The organism is Corynebacterium sp. HMSC061H03 (assembly GCF_001838215.1).
Taxonomy (GTDB): domain Bacteria; phylum Actinomycetota; class Actinomycetes; order Mycobacteriales; family Mycobacteriaceae; genus Corynebacterium; species Corynebacterium jeikeium_D.
Genome location: NZ_KV836066.1, coordinates 113940 through 131693 on the forward strand (window position 1 = coordinate 113940; position 17754 = coordinate 131693).

Annotated in this window: 15 protein-coding genes; 5 read left to right on the forward strand and 10 right to left on the reverse strand. The window is 59.8% G+C overall.

What is annotated here, in order from left to right; genetic code table 11:
• Nucleotides 1-119 precede the first annotated feature (119 nt).
• Nucleotides 120-1007 carry a RecB family exonuclease gene (locus HMPREF2787_RS05205; RefSeq protein ID WP_049170646.1) on the forward strand — a complete coding sequence of 296 codons (888 nt, stop codon included), beginning with the start codon at nucleotides 120-122 and terminating at the stop codon, nucleotides 1005-1007.
• Between the two features lie 181 nt (nucleotides 1008-1188).
• Here the strand turns inward: HMPREF2787_RS05205 and HMPREF2787_RS05210 are convergent, their stop codons facing one another.
• The 5 genes from HMPREF2787_RS05210 to HMPREF2787_RS05230 form a co-directional block, all read right to left on the reverse strand.
• Entirely contained in the window at nucleotides 1189-2502 is a 1314-nt protein-coding gene (locus HMPREF2787_RS05210; RefSeq protein WP_070858583.1) for an anaerobic C4-dicarboxylate transporter, read from the reverse strand.
• Nucleotides 2503-2541: 39 nt separating this feature from the next.
• Nucleotides 2542-3990 carry an aspartate ammonia-lyase gene (aspA, locus tag HMPREF2787_RS05215; RefSeq protein ID WP_069359542.1) on the reverse strand — a complete coding sequence of 483 codons (1449 nt, stop codon included), beginning with the start codon at nucleotides 3988-3990 and terminating at the stop codon, nucleotides 2542-2544.
• A gap of 293 nt (nucleotides 3991-4283) precedes the next feature.
• Nucleotides 4284-5129: an ATP phosphoribosyltransferase gene (hisG, locus tag HMPREF2787_RS05220; protein ID WP_016422792.1), complete on the reverse strand. Its 846-nt coding sequence runs from the start codon at nucleotides 5127-5129 to the stop codon at nucleotides 4284-4286.
• Between the two features lie 14 nt (nucleotides 5130-5143).
• Nucleotides 5144-5407, reverse strand: a complete 264-nt coding sequence (locus HMPREF2787_RS05225) for a phosphoribosyl-ATP diphosphatase (protein WP_005510825.1) — start codon at nucleotides 5405-5407, stop codon at nucleotides 5144-5146.
• Nucleotides 5408-5429: 22 nt separating this feature from the next.
• The gene (locus tag HMPREF2787_RS05230) at nucleotides 5430-6113 is read right to left on the reverse strand and encodes an HAD family hydrolase (protein WP_083326665.1); all 684 of its coding nucleotides are present in this window, start codon (nucleotides 6111-6113) and stop codon (nucleotides 5430-5432) included.
• A gap of 155 nt (nucleotides 6114-6268) precedes the next feature.
• On the opposite strand from HMPREF2787_RS05230, the gene HMPREF2787_RS05235 reads away from it, so the two are divergent.
• On the forward strand, nucleotides 6269-7174 hold the full coding sequence (locus tag HMPREF2787_RS05235) for a thioesterase family protein (RefSeq protein ID WP_070858585.1): 906 nt from the start codon (nucleotides 6269-6271) through the stop codon (nucleotides 7172-7174).
• Nucleotides 7175-7181: 7 nt separating this feature from the next.
• On the opposite strand, the gene metH is transcribed toward HMPREF2787_RS05235, so the two are convergent.
• From metH to HMPREF2787_RS05255, 4 genes are read right to left on the reverse strand one after another with little or no spacing between them, the layout of a single operon-like run.
• Nucleotides 7182-10841: a methionine synthase gene (gene metH, locus HMPREF2787_RS05240; RefSeq protein WP_070858586.1), complete on the reverse strand. Its 3660-nt coding sequence runs from the start codon at nucleotides 10839-10841 to the stop codon at nucleotides 7182-7184.
• Nucleotides 10842-10890: 49 nt separating this feature from the next.
• A complete protein-coding gene (locus HMPREF2787_RS05245; protein WP_070858587.1) occupies nucleotides 10891-11298 on the reverse strand; it encodes a hypothetical protein in 408 nt (135 codons plus the stop codon).
• Nucleotides 11299-11300: 2 nt separating this feature from the next.
• Entirely contained in the window at nucleotides 11301-12656 is a 1356-nt protein-coding gene (mshC, locus tag HMPREF2787_RS05250) for a cysteine--1-D-myo-inosityl 2-amino-2-deoxy-alpha-D-glucopyranoside ligase (RefSeq protein ID WP_070858588.1), read from the reverse strand.
• Between the two features lie 18 nt (nucleotides 12657-12674).
• Complete coding sequence (locus tag HMPREF2787_RS05255) at nucleotides 12675-13556, reverse strand: undecaprenyl-diphosphate phosphatase (protein WP_040361409.1); 882 nt, start codon at nucleotides 13554-13556, stop codon at nucleotides 12675-12677.
• Nucleotides 13557-13688: 132 nt separating this feature from the next.
• On the opposite strand from HMPREF2787_RS05255, the gene HMPREF2787_RS05260 reads away from it, so the two are divergent.
• From HMPREF2787_RS05260 to HMPREF2787_RS05270, 3 genes are all read left to right on the forward strand, one after another.
• A complete protein-coding gene (locus HMPREF2787_RS05260; protein ID WP_070643496.1) occupies nucleotides 13689-14624 on the forward strand; it encodes an aldo/keto reductase in 936 nt (311 codons plus the stop codon).
• Nucleotides 14625-14732: 108 nt separating this feature from the next.
• Nucleotides 14733-15896, forward strand: coding sequence for a hypothetical protein (locus HMPREF2787_RS05265; RefSeq protein WP_210401194.1), 1164 nt, complete (start codon nucleotides 14733-14735; stop codon nucleotides 15894-15896).
• Nucleotides 15897-16997, forward strand: a complete 1101-nt coding sequence (locus tag HMPREF2787_RS05270; RefSeq protein WP_070858590.1) for a quinone-dependent dihydroorotate dehydrogenase — start codon at nucleotides 15897-15899, stop codon at nucleotides 16995-16997. It abuts the gene before it with no gap.
• A 135-nt stretch (nucleotides 16998-17132) separates the two neighbouring features.
• Here HMPREF2787_RS05270 and HMPREF2787_RS05275 read toward each other — a convergent pair whose 3' ends face one another.
• Nucleotides 17133-17717, reverse strand: a complete 585-nt coding sequence (locus HMPREF2787_RS05275) for a YbhB/YbcL family Raf kinase inhibitor-like protein (RefSeq protein ID WP_070858591.1) — start codon at nucleotides 17715-17717, stop codon at nucleotides 17133-17135.
• Between the last annotated feature and the right edge of the window lie 37 nt (nucleotides 17718-17754).

The following is a 17754-nucleotide window of genomic DNA, read 5'->3' on the forward strand; positions in this document are numbered from 1 at the left end:
GTGGGCTCCTTTTGGGGTTTGGTTGGGTCGGGTCATGTCGGGTTGGGTCTGGTTCGGTTTGGTTGGGTCGGGTCATGTCGGGTGCAGCCAAATCCGGGCGGTACTCTAACCTGGCTAGTATGCCCGACAATGCCCAAAGTTCTAAGTCAGCTGTTCAGCCTTCCCGCCGCTCTAAGTTGGCGCTGTCGCCGTCGAGAGCTAATGACTACCGCCAGTGCCCGCTGAAGTACCGGTTCCGTGCGATCGACAAGATTCCGGAGCCGTCGACTGTCGCGCAGGTCAAGGGCACGTTGGTGCATGCTGTGCTCGAACAGATGCATGCCTGGCCCCGTGAAGAACGCACTTACCCCGCAGCGGTGAAACGGCTGAAGCCGACCTGGGAGGACATGCGTGCAAAGGACGAGGAACTGATTGAGCTAGTTCCGGAGGATGATTACTACGACTTCCTGGTCGAATGCCGCGGCCTGCTCAAGGGGTATTTCATGATGGAAAACCCCATGGGCTTCGATGCGGCCGAGATGGAAAAGTTCGTTCAGCTGGTTATCGATCCGGATGCGGATCAGACTGTGCCATTGTCAGTGCCACTTCGTGGTTTTATCGACCGCGTCGATATTGCCCCGACCGGTGAGGTCCGGATTGTCGACTACAAGACGGGCAAGAAGCCCTCTCCTCGCTTCCAGGATGAGGCACTTTTCCAGATGCGGTTTTACGCGCTGGTGTGGTGGCGGCTCACCGGTCGTATCCCGGAACAGTTGCGGTTGATGTACCTGAAGGTTGCCGATGATCTGGTGCTGAGTCCCAACGCGACAGAATTAGAGGCCTTCCAAGCGGAGATTGCCGACTTGTGGTCGGCGATCGTGCGCGACGGTGAAAACGGTGACTTTGTACCGAAGAAGTCCAAGCTCTGCGGGTGGTGTTCTTTCCAGGAGATGTGCCCTGCCTATGGCGGGGTCACACCGGAGTACCCCGGTTGGCCGGGTGCTGTCGGTGATGGCGGCACTGAGTAAAAACTGCGGATGGCGGTGGCTCTCGCGGCGATGTTAGCTTTCGCGGGGTGCCGCCGTCGGCGGTAACGGTGCCAGTAAAGGTTACTGACTAGGTTTATGACAGGTGAATGGAATTCACAGCTTTGATTTTGGCATAAACCTAGTCAGTTTCTCTATGCGGTGTTCTAGGTAGCCCCCCCCACTACAGCAGTGCGCTGCCGAAGGCGAAACCGAACGCGACGGACAGGGCAATACATAAAGTGCCTGGGATGATGAACGAGTGGTTAAACACGTATTTGCCAATTCGGGTTGTGCCAGTGTCGTCCATCTCCACCGCGGCAAGGAGCGTCGGGTAAGTAGGCAGTACGAATAGCGCGGAAGTCGCTGCGAAGGAAGCAATCGCAGTGATGGGAGAAACTCCCACCGCGAGTGCAGCGGGCATGATGGCCTTTGCCGTGGCCGCCTGCGAGTACAGCAATGCGGCCGCGAAGAAGAGCACGATTGCCAGCATCCACGGCATTGTGGTCAGTAGGCTGCCGGACGCGGCCTTAATGTCGTCGATGTAGTGGTTGATAATTGTGGTTCCCAGCCACGCCACACCGAGAACGCAGACGCTGGCGGACATGCCCGATTTGAACACCGGTGTGTTCAAAATGGTTGCCGCGTCCAACTTGCAGGCCAGCACGATAACGGTGGCAGCGGTCAACATGATTGACATGATCGCCTCGTTTCGTGGGAGCGTGGGGTCAGCGATGAGGCCGACCTGTTCAGTGCTGATGGTCGCGTAGACCATCACCGCGAGAATCGAGAGTAGGAAAATCGCCACGGACCACTTGGCCGACTTGGTTGGCACGTATTCGCTCATCTGGCCACGTGGCTTGGAGACTAACCCCTTTTCCAAGCGGCTTTGATACTCCGGATCGTCGTCAAGCTCTTTGCCTAGGTGATTCGTGACAAAGGCGGTCGGAAGGATGGCGAGGAACGTCGAAGGAATGATAATCGCCAGGAGTGTGAGATAACCAACGCCGCGGGGTTCCATGAGCGAAGCCATCAGCACCACAGCCGCTGAAATGGGTGATGCCGTAATCGCCAACTGAGATGCGATGACCGCCACGGACAGCGGGCGGGACGGGCGAACGCCTCCCTCCTTGGATACTTCGGCGATAACTGGGAGGGTGGAAAATGCGGTGTGGCCGGTGCCGGCGAGCAGTGTCATCAGGTAGGTGACAACCGGGGCCCAGTAGGTGATGTGTCGCGGATTCTTGCGCAGCAACCGTTCGGCAATGTGGACGAGATAGTCCATGCCCCCGGCCTTCTGCATAGCGGCAATTGCCGCGATTACCGACATAATGATGCCGATGACATCGAACGGAATGTCGTCTTTGGTGACCGGAACCCCGGTGATGCCCAGCGCCAAAACGCCCAGCCCACCGGCGAATCCGATAGCAATTGAACCAAGACGCGCGCCAAGGACAATCGCTGCTAGAACGATAAAGATTTGGACGGCAACTAACATGTGTATCTCCGAAAAGTCACTCGTTAGACTTGTTGCCGCTTAGGACAGATCGTCGAGGCGAGACTCCCCTGCCACGTAGCGCTTCCCCCGGTATTCCGGGTGCATGAGGTTCTCGGTGCTCAGGACCTGGTTGAGCTCCTTCTCGTCCATCAGCCCGCGTTCGAGGACAATGTCCCGGACGGAGCGGCCGGTGCGAGCGGCTTCCTTGCCGACCATATCGCCCTCGTGGTGGCCAATGACCGGATTCAGGTAGGTCACGATACCGATGGAGTTTTCCACATAGCCGCGGCAGACTTCCGGGTTAGCGGTGATGCCGGTAATGCACTTGTCGCGCAGAGTGTCGGTAGCATTGCGCAGCAGTTCAATCGACTCGAAGAGGCATGCGCCGATGACCGGTTCCATCACGTTTAGCTGCAACTGACCGGCCTCGGCTGCCCAGGTCAGGGTCACGTCGTTGCCGAAGACCTTGAAGCAGGCCTGGTTCGCGACCTCTGGGATAACCGGGTTAACCTTTGCCGGCATAATCGAAGACCCAGCGGCGCGCTCCGGAAGGTTGATTTCATTCAGTCCGGCTCGTGGACCCGATGCCAGCAGGCGCAGGTCGTTGCACATCTTGGAAATCTTCATGGCCGCGCGCTTCAGGGATGCATGCACGCTGACGTAGGCGCCGGTATCGCTGGTGGCTTCGATTAGGTCCTTCGCAGAGGTCACCTTAAAACCACTGACCTCACGCAGCGCCTGGGTCACGGCCTCGCGGTAGCCCGCCGGCGCATTCACGCCGGTACCGATAGCGGTTGCTCCCAGGTTGATTTGCAGCAGGCGTGCCGACGCAGTTGCGATGGACTCCTGCTCTTCCTCAAGGTTGTGGGCAAATGCGTGGAAAGCCTGTCCCAGGGTCATTGGAACGGCATCCTGCAGCTGCGTGCGGCCCATTGTGATGATGTCGTTGAATTCATCACCCTTGGCGTGTAGGGCCTCAACCAGGGAGTCGAAGTGCTTCTGCAAGCTCAGTAGCGACATGTGGATAGCAAGACGGAAACCTGTTGGGTAGGCGTCGTTGGTTGACTGGCACTGGTTGACATCATCGTTGGGGTGAATGACGTCGTATCGGCCCTTTTCCAGACCGAGCAGTTCCAGAGCGAGGTTAGCGATGACCTCGTTGGTGTTCATGTTGAGACTCGTGCCAGCGCCACCCTGGAAGACATCGATTGGAAACTGATCCATGCAGCGTCCCTTTTCCAGGATTTCATCACATGCGGCGACAATGATGTCTGCAACATCGCTGGGCAGCGTGTGGACGCGCTGGTTGGCAATGGCCGTGGCCTTCTTTACCATCACCATGCCACGAATGAATTCGGGCACGTCGTTGATGGTCTTGGCTGAGATTTGGTAGTTGTCGATTGCGCGCAGGGTGTGGATGCCGTAGTAAGCCTCTGCCGGAACCTCCATAGAGCCAAGCAGGTCGACCTCGGTACGTGTTGCGGACATGTGGAAGCAATCCCTTCTCGTAGGCGCAGTCTTATGAACCACAATTCGTGGCGCTGCGGTTACACCGTCAAAACTACAGCGCTGGCGCAACTGCCGCTTTTCCGGCATAAGGGGACTATGTCAGTACGGCTAACGCCGTGCGCATGCTCAGTGTCAAGCCTACTACTTACGTCGACGTAGGTGGGAGTGAAAATGCATTGGTCAGTTCCCCGCTCGAGATGGGGATCCATCTCGAAATGGGCCCCTACTTGAGACGGCACGCCCCCTCACCCCTCGAGCAGGTCACGTCTCCACTAAATACGCGCGATACGGATATTCGAAGCCAAGATCGCCTCGGCACCAATCTTCGCCAGGGCATCCATGAGCGGGTTGGCCTCTGCCTTCGGAACTAGCGCGCGAACTGCTACCCAATCCTCGTTAGCCAGCGGCGACACGGTCGGACCAGACAGGCCCGGGGTGAGCTTGGATGCCTCTTCCAGCGCGGACGCACGGATGTTGTAGTCAATCATCAAGTACGTCTTGGCATGCAGAATGCCGGTCATGCGACGTAGGAACACCTGCTGCTCCTCGGTGACCTCTACGCCCTTGCGTCCGACAACAACTGCCTCAGAGCTGACCAAAACATCGCCGAATGGCTTCAATCCCTGCTTGCGCAGGGTACGACCGGTGGAGACAACATCGGCGATTACGTCGGCAACTCCCAAGCGGATGGAAATCTCCACTGCACCATCAAGGCGAATAACGGTGGCGTTAATGCCACGAGCCTTCAGATCCTCGCGCACCAGGTTCGGGTACGAGGTGGCAATGCGCTTGCCCTCCAGAGCTTCTACGGTCCACTCCTCATCGGCCGGAGCGGCGTAGCGGAAGGTCGAGGCGCCGAAGCCCAGATTCAGAACCTCATCGACCGGAGCCAGCGAGTCAGCGGCCAGGTCGCGGCCGGTGATGCCCAAATCCAGATGGCCGTTGCCAACGTAGATAGGAATATCCTTCGGGCGGAGGAAGAAAAACTCAATGTCGTTGGCTTCGTCGTGGATGGTCAGGCTCTTGGAGTCGCCTCGACCCGGGTAGCCAGCTTCCTTCAGGATTTCGACTGCCGCCTCGGACAGCGATCCCTTGTTGGGCACGGCAATACGCAGCATGGTGTTGATTTCTCCTACAGGTACTTGTAAACATCCTCGGGGCTCAGCCCGCGACCGACCATGACCACCTGCAGCCAGTACAACAGCTGCGAAATCTCCTCTGCGAGGGCTTCGTCAGATTCGTGCTCAGCTGCAAGCCAGACCTCACCGGCCTCTTCGACAATTTTCTTGCCCTGGAAATGCACACCAGCGTCCAGCGCCTTGACTGTGCCCGATCCCTCGGGGCGCGACTGTGCTTTTTCCTTCAGCTCTGCAAACAGGTCATCAAAGTTCTTCACCCGGTCTATTGTTCCATGTCGTCTACTCGCCCGCGAAAGCAGCCCGCAATAAGCCCAAATTCGAGGTATCCAAATTGCCCGAAATGAAGCACGCCGGGGGTACTAACGTCCCCACATCAGCCTGCGAAACGCTCACATCCGGCATTGGATTCCACACCACCGTGCATCCCGCAGCGAGTGCAGAGCGCACCCCCGTTGAGGAATCTTCGATAGCCAGGCAGTCCTCTGGCGCAAATCCGGCTAGCTCTGCGCCACGCAAGTACGGATCCGGTGCCGGTTTGCCGTTGGCCACCTCATCGCTACACACTGTCGCCGCGAAGTGCTGCTCCCCCATGACATCAATGCAGGGTTGCGCCACGTGCCGACGGGTATTGGTCACCAACACCACCGGAATGTCAGCAGCCCGGGCCTGGTCCAAAATCGCCGGCACACCCGGGCGCCACTCCACCCCATGTTCTAGAACCAATTCAGTGAAGCGACCTTCGACGAATTGGGAGCCCGAGGCAAACAGCTCGTCGTCAAGCGTGCGTCCCGCATGATCAGCACAAATCGACAGCGTGTCCCAGAGCGTGTTGCCGACGCACTGCATGCGCAACTCCGGAGTCAGGCGGCGGCCTACGAATTCCGAGAGGTCGTACGTGGCAATCTCCCACAGGGGTTCCGTGTTGATGAGGCTGCCGTCCATATCCCACAAAATTGCTTTCACACCATGCGACTATGCCAGGCACGCAAGCTTTTAGCGATGATGTCAGCAAAACCGTCGGATGAAGGTTTAGAGTTTCAGGAAGGAAAGTATGTTGCGGTGCTGCATGAAATCACCGCATGAACGTGTCCCGCGTGAATGAAAGGCATCGACTCGCTATGACAACCACTGAAGATTCACTCGCCCAGGCTATCGACCAACCCGAGGCATACTTCATTCCGCTAGGGACGGTCACCGAAGGCGAGCTCAGCTACGAGCGCTTCATGCCCACCAGCTTCACTTATGGGGCGTGGGGGCCGTTTCAGCACGGTGCGCCGCCGTCGGCGCTGCTGACGCGCATGTTGGAGCGCCGCCGTCTGGAAAGCGAGGGGATGCGTATTACTCGCATCGCCGTGGATCTGTTGTCGGCTGTACCGTACACGGAGCTCCGCGCGCGCTCATGGGTCTCGCGCCCGGGGCGGCAGATCGCCAAGGTCGAAGCCGAATTGCTTGCCGACGTCAAGGGTGCGTGGCGCCCAGTTGCCACGGCGTCCGCATGGATGATGGCCACTGCGGATACGCGGGATATTGAGCGTGCATTCGACAAGCAGGTGCCCGGGCCCGAGGAATGCAGCGCCGAGTACATTCCGCTTACCGACGATTGGAGTGGCGGCTACATCGAATCAATTGAAGCCCGCGCCGGCGCGACGGAAGAGCTGGCCGAGACGCAAATTCACTGGGTTCGCGCGCAGTACCCAATCGTGCTCGGGGAGGACCCGACTGCGGTGGAGCGAGTCATGCAGGTAGCTGATACCGCCAACGGTATCGGGGCCACGCTGAGCCCGCACCAGTGGGCGTTTATGAATACCGACTTAGTGGTTCACCTGCACCGACTCCCCCAGCTCGGCGCCTCGGAGAAGTCGGCGGAATCGGAGTTGCAGTCGGAAGACGGCGGCTGGGTGGGCATCGCCGCCCGCGGTTCCATTGGGCCGGACGGAATCGGCATGACCGCGGGCGAGCTCTACGATGTGCACGGCCCCATCGGCCGCAGCATGCAGACCTTGCTGGTGCGACCGCAGGGATAACGCGAAGCTACACGTTAAAGTACTTCGCTTCCGGGTGGTAGAGCACGAACGCATCGGTGGACTGCTCTGGGTGCAGCTGGAGCTCCTCAGAGAGCTCCACGCCGATGCGCTCCGGCTGCAGCAGGTCAATCATGCCCTGACGGAAGGTCAGATCCGGACAGGAACCATAGCCGAAGGAGTAACGAGCGCCGCGGTACTTCAGGTCAAAGAAGTCCTGGGTATCGTCGGAGTCTTCCGCGCCAACACTTGTGCCGTCGGAGAACGCGAGCTCGGAGCGAATGCGCTGGTGCCAGTACTCGGCCAGCGCCTCGGTGAGCTGCACGCCGATACCGTGAACCTCCAGGTAGTCGCGGTATTCGTTCTTGGCGTAAATATCGTTGGCGAAGTCAGCGATGGGCTGTCCCATGGTCACCAGCTGGAACGGCATGACGTCGGTCTGTCCTGCGGCGATGGCATCTTCGCGCGAGCGAATGAAGTCAGCAATGCATAGGAAGCGACCACGCTGCTGGCGCGGGAAGGTCCAGGACACCACTGGCTCTGCCGCGGGGTCGGGCTGCTCCCCTTCCGCAGGTAGCGGCAGTACGTGGACGGTATCGCCCTCAGAAACTGCTGGGAAGTAGCCATAGACGACAGCCGCATGCTGGAGGATGTTCTCGGCGCGCAGGCGCTGCAGCCATGCGCGCAGGCGTGGGCGACCATCGGATTCGACCAGTTCCTCGTAACTCGGCCCCTCGTCGCCGCGGGTGCCGCGCAGTCCCCACTGCCCCATGAACAGAGCGCGTTCGTCGAGGGTGGTCAGGTAGTCGTCGAGGGGCAGGCCCTTGACAATGCGGGTTCCCCAGAACGGCGGTGTCGCAACGGGGACATCTGCGGCGACGTCGGAACGCTCCGGCACCTCGGGGGCTTCAGCAGCAGCCTTGGCGGCGCGCTGCGCGGCGATGCGCTTGGAGCGCTCACGGCGGGCGCGGCGAGCTTCCTTCTTCTCGCGGGCAGCAATGGCCTCTGGCGAATTCTCGTCTGGGCCGAGGCCCTTCTTAGCTGCCATCAGCTCGTCCATGATGCGCAGTCCTTCGAAGGCATCCCTGCCGTAGTAGACATCGCCGTGGTAGAGCTCGGACAGGTCGTCTTCCACGTAGCTACGCGTCAGCGCGGCGCCGCCGAGCAGTACTGGGAAGCGGGTGGCATCGCCGGCGGAGTTGATCTCCAGCAGGTTGTCCTTCATCACCACAGTGGACTTCACCAGCAGGCCGGACATGCCGATGGCGTCGACATCCAGTTCCTTGGCGGCGGACAGAATCGTAGCGATTGGCTGCTTAATGCCCAGGTTATGCACGGTGTAGCCGTTGTTGGAGAGAATAATCTCCACCAGGTTCTTGCCGATGTCGTGGACATCGCCCTTCACCGTGGCCAGCACAATCGAGCCCTTGGAGCCCGTGGCATCCTCGGCATCCATAAAGCCCTCGAGGTAGCCCACCGCGGCCTTCATCGTCTCGGCCGACTGCAGCACGAATGGCAGCTGCATCTGGCCGGAACCGAACAGGTCACCAACGGTCTGCATGCCACGCAGCAGGTCCTCGTTGACAATCGCCAGCGGTTCCTTTTCCTTCATGCCCTCATCGAGGTCAGCCTCGATACCCGTGCGCTCACCGTCGATGATGCGCTGCGCCAGGCGGTCGAACAGCGGCATGGCGGCAAGCTTTTCGGCCCGGGCGTCCTTCGCGTCAGCGGCGGAGACTCCTTCAAAGAGCTCCATGAATACCTGCAGTGGGTCGTACTCCCCGTCGGGGTGTCCCGCTTCACGACGGCGGTCGTACACCATATCGAGAGCGACTTCGCGCTGTTTGTCGTCGATCTTGTTCATCGGCAAGATCTTGGAGCTGTGGGCAATGGCGGAGTCCAGGCCGGCCTCGATGCACTCGTTGAGGAACACCGAGTTGAGTACCTGGCGAGCCGCCGGGTTCAGACCGAAGGAGATGTTGGATAGGCCGAGCGTGGTGTGCACGTTCGGGTGGCGACGCTTAAGTTCGCGGATGGCTTCGATGGTTTCGATGCCGTCGCGGCGAGTTTCCTCCTGGCCAGTGGAAATCGGGAAAGTCAAACAGTCGACAATAATGTCCTGCTCGCGCAGTCCCCACGTGCCGGTGATATCGGCGATGAGGCGCTCGGCAATCTCAATCTTCTTGTCCTTCGTACGCGCCTGACCTTCTTCGTCGATAGTCAAAGCGACCACGGCAGCACCGTGCTCAACAACCTGGCGCATAATGCGCTGGTAGCGCGAGTCTGGGCCATCGCCGTCTTCAAAGTTCACAGAGTTGACCGCGCAGCGACCACCGAGGTGCTCCAGGCCAGTCTTCAAAACTTCCGGTTCCGTGGAGTCCAGCATGACCGGCAACGTCACCGAGGTGGCGATCTGCGATGCCAGGGTTGCCATGTCATTGCGACCGTCGCGCCCCACGTAGTCCACACACAGGTCGATCATGTGTGCGCCATCGGTGACTTGACCGCGGGCGGTGTTTAGGCACTTCTCCCAGTCGCCGGCCAGCATGGCCTCGCGGAAAGCCTTGGAACCGTTGGCGTTGGTGCGCTCACCAATCATGGTGATGCCGGTTGTCTGCGTCAGCGGGGTTGCCGAGTACAGAGAAGCGACCTCATCGATTGGCTTTGCATTCGGATCCGTCGATGGGCGTGCTGCCTGAACAGCAGGGCCCTGCTCGGCGTAGGCGCCTGCACCGGTAATAGCATCGCGCACAGCGGAAACATGCTCCGGTGTGGTACCACAGCAGCCACCGACCATCGCCAGGCCAAACTCTTCAACAAAGCCGCGCAGCGCTGTGGCTAGCTCTGGTGCGGTCAGCGGGTAGGTCGCACCGTTCTTACCCAGCACTGGCAGGCCCGCATTCGGCATCACCGATACCGGAATGGAGGCGAAGTTGGACAGGTAGCGCAGGTGCTCGCTCATCTCGTCCGGACCCGTTGCACAGTTCAGACCAATCATGTCGATCCCCAGCGGCTGCAGCGCTGCCAGGGCTGCACCAATCTCCGAGCCCATCAGCATGGTGCCTGTGGTCTCGACAGTCACGTGGACGACAATCGGAATCTTCTTCTCAGCCTGTCGCATGGCGGCCTTGATGCCATTGACTGCTGCCTTGACCTGCAGCAAGTCTTGACAGGTCTCAATCAAAAACGCATCCGCGCCACCGGAAATCATGCCGAGTCCGGCCTCCGTGTAAGCGTCGCGAAGCTGAGCGTACGGAGCGTGCCCCAAAGACGGCAGCTTCGTGCCCGGGCCCAGCGAACCGAGGACAAAGCGTCGCATACCCTCGCGCCCCGGCCCCATTTCGTCAGCGACCTTGCGGGCGATTGCGGTGCCCTTGTGCGCTAGCTCCTGGATACGGTCTTCAATGTCGTAATCCGCGAGGTTCGGGAAGTTGCAGCCGAAGGTATTGGTTTCCACCAGGTCGGCGCCGGCCTCGAAATAACGCCGGTGAATCGTCTCGATGATGTCGGGACGAGTGTCATTGAGAATCTCATTACAGCCCTCGTATCCGAGGAAGTCCGCGTCAACGTCGAGGTCAAAAGACTGCAGCTGGGTACCCATGGCGCCATCGCCAATGAGTACACGGCTGTGCAGTGCGGTGAGGAACTCGGAAGAGTGGCGATCAGTCATGAATAGACACCTTAGTCTACTTTCATAACCGCGCCGTTAATCGGGCTGGTTATTCGATCTCAAAGTAGCTTTCCGCCTTCACCGCAGGCAGGTCCAAACCGACAGCCTTCGTTGCGGAATTGATAATCGCGAGAATCTCGTCGAGCTCCTCATCAAAAATCGAACCACCGTGCTCATGCTCAATCGCAGCCACGCGCTGTAGGCAGTTCTCTACCGCCTGCGTTGCGGCTTCTTCTCGCTTATCGACGGCCAGTTCCGCCGCCTGATCAATACCAGCGGCGACCTCACGGAGGGCTTCCCCGACCTGGTCGGCTACCGATTCGTCAAAAAGTGGCTCCCAGAACTCGCGTTCCTCGGGCTGCAGGTAGCTGCCGGTGGCAAACATGCGCAAATCGGCAACTAGCTTATCGATGTTCTCTTGCGTTACTTCGACAGCAGACAGATCTGAGTTGCTCATGCTCAAATTTTAACGCCAAGCAGCGCGTCCAGCGCGGCGGCAACGAATTCTCCGGCACCCGCTGCGCCGGTTACTGTGCCAGCATCTGCCTTGTTGCTGGTATCCGAGGACCACTCCGCAGCCCAGGCATCGATAGCGGCCAGAGCAGCCGGCGTATCCAGGTCATTGGCCAGGCTTGCGCGCACATCGGCAACCAGTGCCGCTGCTGCGCTCACAGCCTTCTCATCGGTGGCAGTCTTTGTAGCTGCGCAAGCCGCACGCCAGGCCTCGTGACGTGCCTTGGCCGCCTCCAGCACCTCGTCCGACCAATCGCGATCAGAGCGGTAATGGCTGGCGAACACGCCAATGCGAATAGCACTCGGGTCGACGCCGGCGGCCACCAGCTTGGAGACAAACACCAGGTTGCCCAGCGACTTGGACATCTTCACGCCATCGAGCGCAATCATGCCAGCGTGAACATAATGGCGCGCCATACGTGCACAGCCAGTAGCGGCTTCAGCGTGAGCCGCCGAGAACTCGTGGTGCGGGAACGCGAGATCCGAGCCACCGCCCTGAATGTCGAAGCTCTTACCCAGGCGGTTGGTGGCAATCGCCGAGCACTCAATGTGCCAACCCGGCCGGCCCGCACCAAAAGGAGCCTCCCAGCTTGGCTCCCCGGGGCGAGCGGCACGCCACACCAGCGCGTCCAGTGGGTCCTCCTTGCCCGGGCGATCCGGGTCGCCACCGCGCTCCGCAAAGAACTCCGCCATCTGCTCTGCCGAGTAATTGGACTCGTAACCAAAGTTCTCAGTGGCACTCTTGCGGAAGTACACATCCGGGTACTCGTCATCGGTGAGCTGGTAGGCCGAGCCATTCTCCAGCAGCTTCTCGACCATTTCCACGACCTCGCCCACGGACTCAATGGCGCCGATATAGTCGCGCGGTGGAATCACCGACAGGTTTTCCATATCCGAGCGGAACAAATCAATCTGCGAGGTGCCCAGCTCGCGCCAGTCCACCCCATCGCGCTCCGCACGTTCGAACAACGGGTCATCGACATCGGTGATGTTCTGCACGTAATGCACCGAGTGTCCATTGTCCAGCAGCTGACGGTAAATCAGGTCAAAGGTGAGGTAGGTTGCTGCGTGCCCCAGGTGCGTGGCGTCATAGGGTGTGATGCCACACACGTACATGGTCGCCTCCGGTCCCGCTTCCACCTGGGAGACCTTCTGATCCGCGGTGTCGTAGAGGCGTAGGGGTACCGATGTTGAGCTTTCGTCGTCAAGCGAACGCGCCTTACCTGTATTGCTGGCGCGGTTGAACACATCGAAACGCGCATCGCCGAGACTGGGAACCTGTGGTTGGGGCCACGAATGCATTAAATACTCACTACCTCACTAAACAGCGTTGATCGTGCCGAAGCCGAGCAACACCATAACAATCAAACCGACCGGGATGCGGTACGCGGCGAACCAAGCGAAGGAGTGGTTCGACACAAACTTCAGCAGCCATGCGATAGACGCATAGCCGACGACGAAGGCAATCAGCGTACCGATGGCCAATTGCGCACCACTAGCGGCCTGTCCCGCCGCAGGGTCAAACGCGTCTGGAAGCGAAAAAATTCCAGCAGCGAAAACAGCGGGGATAGCCAGCAGGAAGGAAAAGCGCGTTGCAACCTCTCGGTCCAAGTGCAAGAACAGGCCGGCAGACACCGTACCGCCCGAGCGCGACACACCCGGAATGAGCGCCAGACACTGTGCGAAACCCATGACGATGGCATCTCGCATGGTCAGCTCTTCATAATTGCGCTCACGACGGCCGAACTTCTCTGCGGCGATAAAGACAAAGGAGAAAAGCACCAACACAGCGGCTGTAATCCAGAGATTGCGCAGGTTATCGCGGATGAGGTCCTTCCCCAGCACGCCGATGATGGCAATCGGCAGCGTACCGACAATCACCATCCAGCCCATGCGGTAGTTGAAACCGCGGGCTTCCTTATTGAACAGACCGGCAAACCAGCCAGTGAGGATCTGCCAGATGTCCTTGGCGAAGAACACCAACACAGCCAATTCGGTGCCAAGCTGTACCACAGCGGTGAAGGATGCGCCGGCGTCCTGGCCCCACAGCAGCTCCGAGACAATCCGAAGGTGCCCCGAGGAACTCACCGGGAGAAATTCCGTCAGACCTTGCACTACGGACAGGATGATTGTCTGCGCCCAGGTCATACCGGTGCCGGCGGTATCGGCAGCGGTATCCGCTGAGGCGCTTAGTGTCGTCATGATAGTCACGGGTGTATAGGCTACTCGTCCGGTTTGTGTTGTGGCTATAGCGAGGTTTCGGTGCGGCGATAGCGAGACCTCTCCCGCGGAACTTTTCCCGCGACCGCACACGGGTGTCCTAAAGTAAAAATCGTGCAACAACGAATTCTGGGCAACAGCGGTTTACGCGTCTCCGCCTTGGGGCTGGGTACGGCCACCTGGGGTGCGGGTACCAGGCAAGACGAAGCCGGACGCATCCTGACGGACTTCCTCGACGCCGGAGGCAACCTTGTCGACGCTTCCCCACTCCACGGCGGCGACACTGTTGCCGACATGCTGGGTGCAGTCATCGCAAAGCGCGGTGTTGCCGACGAATTGGTGCTCTCGGTCGCATCTGGCATACACCCCGAGCGGCCCGTCGGCAGGCGCGTGGACTGCTCGCGTAAGACACTGCAAAAGGACCTCGACGAAACGCTCGGACGCCTCGGCGTCGAACACATTGACCTGTGGTCGCCCGGCTACTGGGATGGGCTGACCCCACCGGAAGAGGTCGCCGATACCCTGGAATGGGCTGTGCGCACGGGGAAAGTACGTTACGCCGGAGTGCGTGGATACAGCGGTTGGCAGGCAGCGGTGACGCATGCCGCCGCGGATCGAATCGCTCCGGTGTTCGCACAGCATGAGTACTCGCTGCTCCAGCGAAGCCCTGAGGCAGAACTGCTGCCCGCCTGTGAGCATTTGGGGCTCGGCTTTATCGGTGGCGCCCCACTGGCCCAAGGTGTTTTGACCGCCAAATACCAGCACATCATTCCCGAAGACTCCCGCGCTGCTTCCGAACACGCCGACGCAGAGGTACAGGACTATCTCGACACACGCGGCGTCACGGTTGCAGGCGCGCTGACCACCGCAGCCAAGGGGCTCGGCGTCAGTGCTGCCGTCGCAGCGATTTCCTGGGCACGCGATCGGCCGGGCGTCACCTCGATTCTCGTTGGCGCTCGAGACCGCGCTCAGCTACGCGAAAACCTCACCGCCGAACAACTCACGCTGCCACCGCAGATTTGCAACGCGCTTGACGACGTCACGCTGTAATCAGTAACCGCATTCTTATAAAGGCTTATAAGGCGCAACGAATGCGAGAACTTCCCACGGCTGGAGGCGTCCACAAAGTAATCAGGCCGGGGTGGTAGTTTCTATAGCGTGAGTGAAAACAGTCGTCGACGTGTCATAACCTCCCTTCTAGCGGGGCTTTCCGCTAGCGCAGTGGTCCTGGCAGGATGCTCCTCCGATGTGGAAGGAGACATCGATGCCGGAATGGGCAACGCCACGCCAGTGCCGGCCGCTTCACCCGCTGCTCCCGATACTGCTATCGGGAAGGCCAAGAAGATTGATGAGGGCGTTACTGATGCCGTGCTTGTCGGCGACCGAGTTGTCCTGAAGGCCGGGGACAAGATCTTTGCCGGTCCGCTGAATAACCCAATTGAGCGATCAATGAAGCTGGACGCGAAGTGTGGTGAGCTCGCGCCGGGCGGCCCTAACGCTCTGCTGCCGTGTGAAGATGGCATCCACGTCATTACTGACCAGGCTACGGAAACGGCCGTTGTCGGCCGTGGCACCAACTACTCCGCCGCAGTTGGCCTGGAAGGCGGCCGCATCATCGGTGCCCATGCGGATAGCAATGTCGTCGATGTGTTCGGCGCTGATGGCGAGTTGGCCAGTGATTTCAAGGCTGCCAATAACGGGTCGCAGCTCGTTGAGATTCCCAAAGCGGACAATGACGCGGACGTCAAGCTGTTAGAGGTCAACCGTCCGGAGACTTCGGTGCATGAGCTCAAGCTCGATGAGTCCCGCGCTGGCTCTGCGCTGCGTGCGGGTATCGGCGTCGGCAAGGTAGCTTCCGGTGATCATGTCATTGCTGCCGCAGACACCAAGGGCAACCAGCTGCTTATTTACACTGCCACTGACGTCATTCGCCTCCACCAGGCAGCTCCGGCCCCGGAGGCTCCGTGGGCGGTAGCGGTCGATGAATCGCGCGGAATTGTCTGGGTGACTTCGACGAAGGTGAACAAGCTGACTGGCTACGACATCAGCTCGGGTACCCCAGTCAAGGTCGCGGACATCAACACGGTTGCAGACCCACAGTCGGTTGTCGCCACCGAGGATGGCCAGATTGGTGTCTTCTCGGCTACCGGTGACGGGGCCCAGATTTTTGACTCCGCGGACGTCGATAAGGCAATTGCTGATTTCAAGCAGTATGCAGAAAAGATCCGTGAGGAGATGTCGGTTCGGGAACCAGCCGATAAACTACCGACCGGTGCAGGTGACACCAAGGGAGCAGACGACTCCGAGGGAGAGACTAAGTAGATGCCTTCGAAACTTCGCGCCAAGTCCTATCAACTCGCGCTAAAGGCAATGTTCCAGGTTCCACCGGAGCAGATTCACGAGGCCATCTCGAAGACCCTGAAGGGGCTGCAGAAGTCGGAGAGTCTACAGCGGGCGGTGAGCAAGCTACTCGTTGTTGACGATGCTGTGCTGCGTCAAACCGTGTTCGGTGTGGACTTCCCGCGTCCGCTGGGGCTCGCCGCGGGCTTCGACAAGGCTGCTATTGCCCCGGATTGCTGGGGGCCAATTGGTTTTGGCTACGCGGAACTGGGAACCGTGACTGCCAAGCCGCAGCCGGGCAACGATCGCCCGCGTCTGTTCCGTCTGAAGGAAGACCGCGCCATTTTGAACCGCATGGGTTTCAACAACCCCGGCGCCGCTGCTGTAGCGGAGAACTTGCGGGCGCGTCGCAGTGACGACGTCATCGGTATCAACATTGGTAAGACCAAGGTGACTCCGCTGGAAGAGGCCGTCGATGACTATCGAGAATCGGCTAGCCAGCTCGGCGGCTTGGCGGACTACGTTGTTGTTAACGTCTCCTCACCGAACACGCCGGGTCTGCGCGACCTTCAGGCAGTGGAGTCACTGCGCCCGATTCTGGCAGCGGTGACTGAGGAGACCGACTCGCCGGTGCTGGTCAAGATTGCTCCTGATCTCACCGACGATGATGTCATCGCAGTTGCTGACTTGGCGGTTGACCTTGGGCTGGCAGGCATTGTGGCTACCAACACCACCATTTCTCGCGAGGGCCTGCGTACGCCCGCGGATGAGGTCGCGGAGATGGGGGCCGGTGGAGTCTCGGGTGCTCCTGTGGCAGCTCGGTCACTAGAGGTGCTGAAGCTGCTGCACGAGCGCGTCGGAGACAAACTAGTTCTCATCAGCGTCGGCGGCATTGAAACTGCTGAGCAGGCGTGGGAGCGGATTGCCAACGGCGCTTCCCTGTTGCAGGGCTACACACCGTTGATCTATGGCGGTCCAGACTGGATTCGTGACATTCACCAAGGGTTGGCCCGCCAGATTCGAGCTCAGGGATTCTACTCCATTTCGGAGGCAGTCGGCTGTGGTCTGCCGTGGCGTGGTTAATTGCTGAAAGCCGTTGAGGCTTCCTAACCCAATAAACACGTGACCCCGGGGCCAGCTGCCATGAAGGCGCTGGCCCCGGGTTTTCTATATGAGTAGCGCGCCCGGTCGGTAGTTGCCCGTGTGGGCGTCGTATCCCTACTCCCCGACGTTCTCCCACCACGGCGTGATGATGGCACGCGCAATCGAGTGGAAGTACAGATTGAAGCCAAGCACGGTCGGCGTCGCATCTTCCGGAACTTCAAGCTTCTCCACGTCGACCGCGTGCACCGCATACATGTAACGGTGTGGGGCATGCTGCGCCGGTGGGTTAGCTCCGTAGTGACCACGCATGCCCGAGTCGCCGACAAGCTGGATAGCGCCTTCTGGCAGCTTAGAGCCGTCTTCGGAGCCAGCTCCCTGTGGCAGACCCTTTTCGGTCGCTGGAATGTTGAAGACAGCCCAGTGCCAGAAGCCCGAAGCGGTCGGAGCATCCGGATCGAAGCAGGTCACGGCAATGGACTTAGTGCCCTCCGGCAGATTTGCCCAATCCAGTTGTGGGGAAACATTCGACGGAGCGCGGAATTCATCCGCAATCTTCTCGCCGTCCTTGATATCTGGCGAGGACAGCTCGAAGGTTGGCAAATCCTTCAGCGGTGCGTACGGATCTGGTCCCGGGAAAACCGGAGCATTTGCAGTGTTGTTTGCTGTGTCGTTTGCGGTGTCGTTGGAATTCGTAGTCATAACTACCAGTTTGCCTACTTTATGAGCGCGCTGCAGG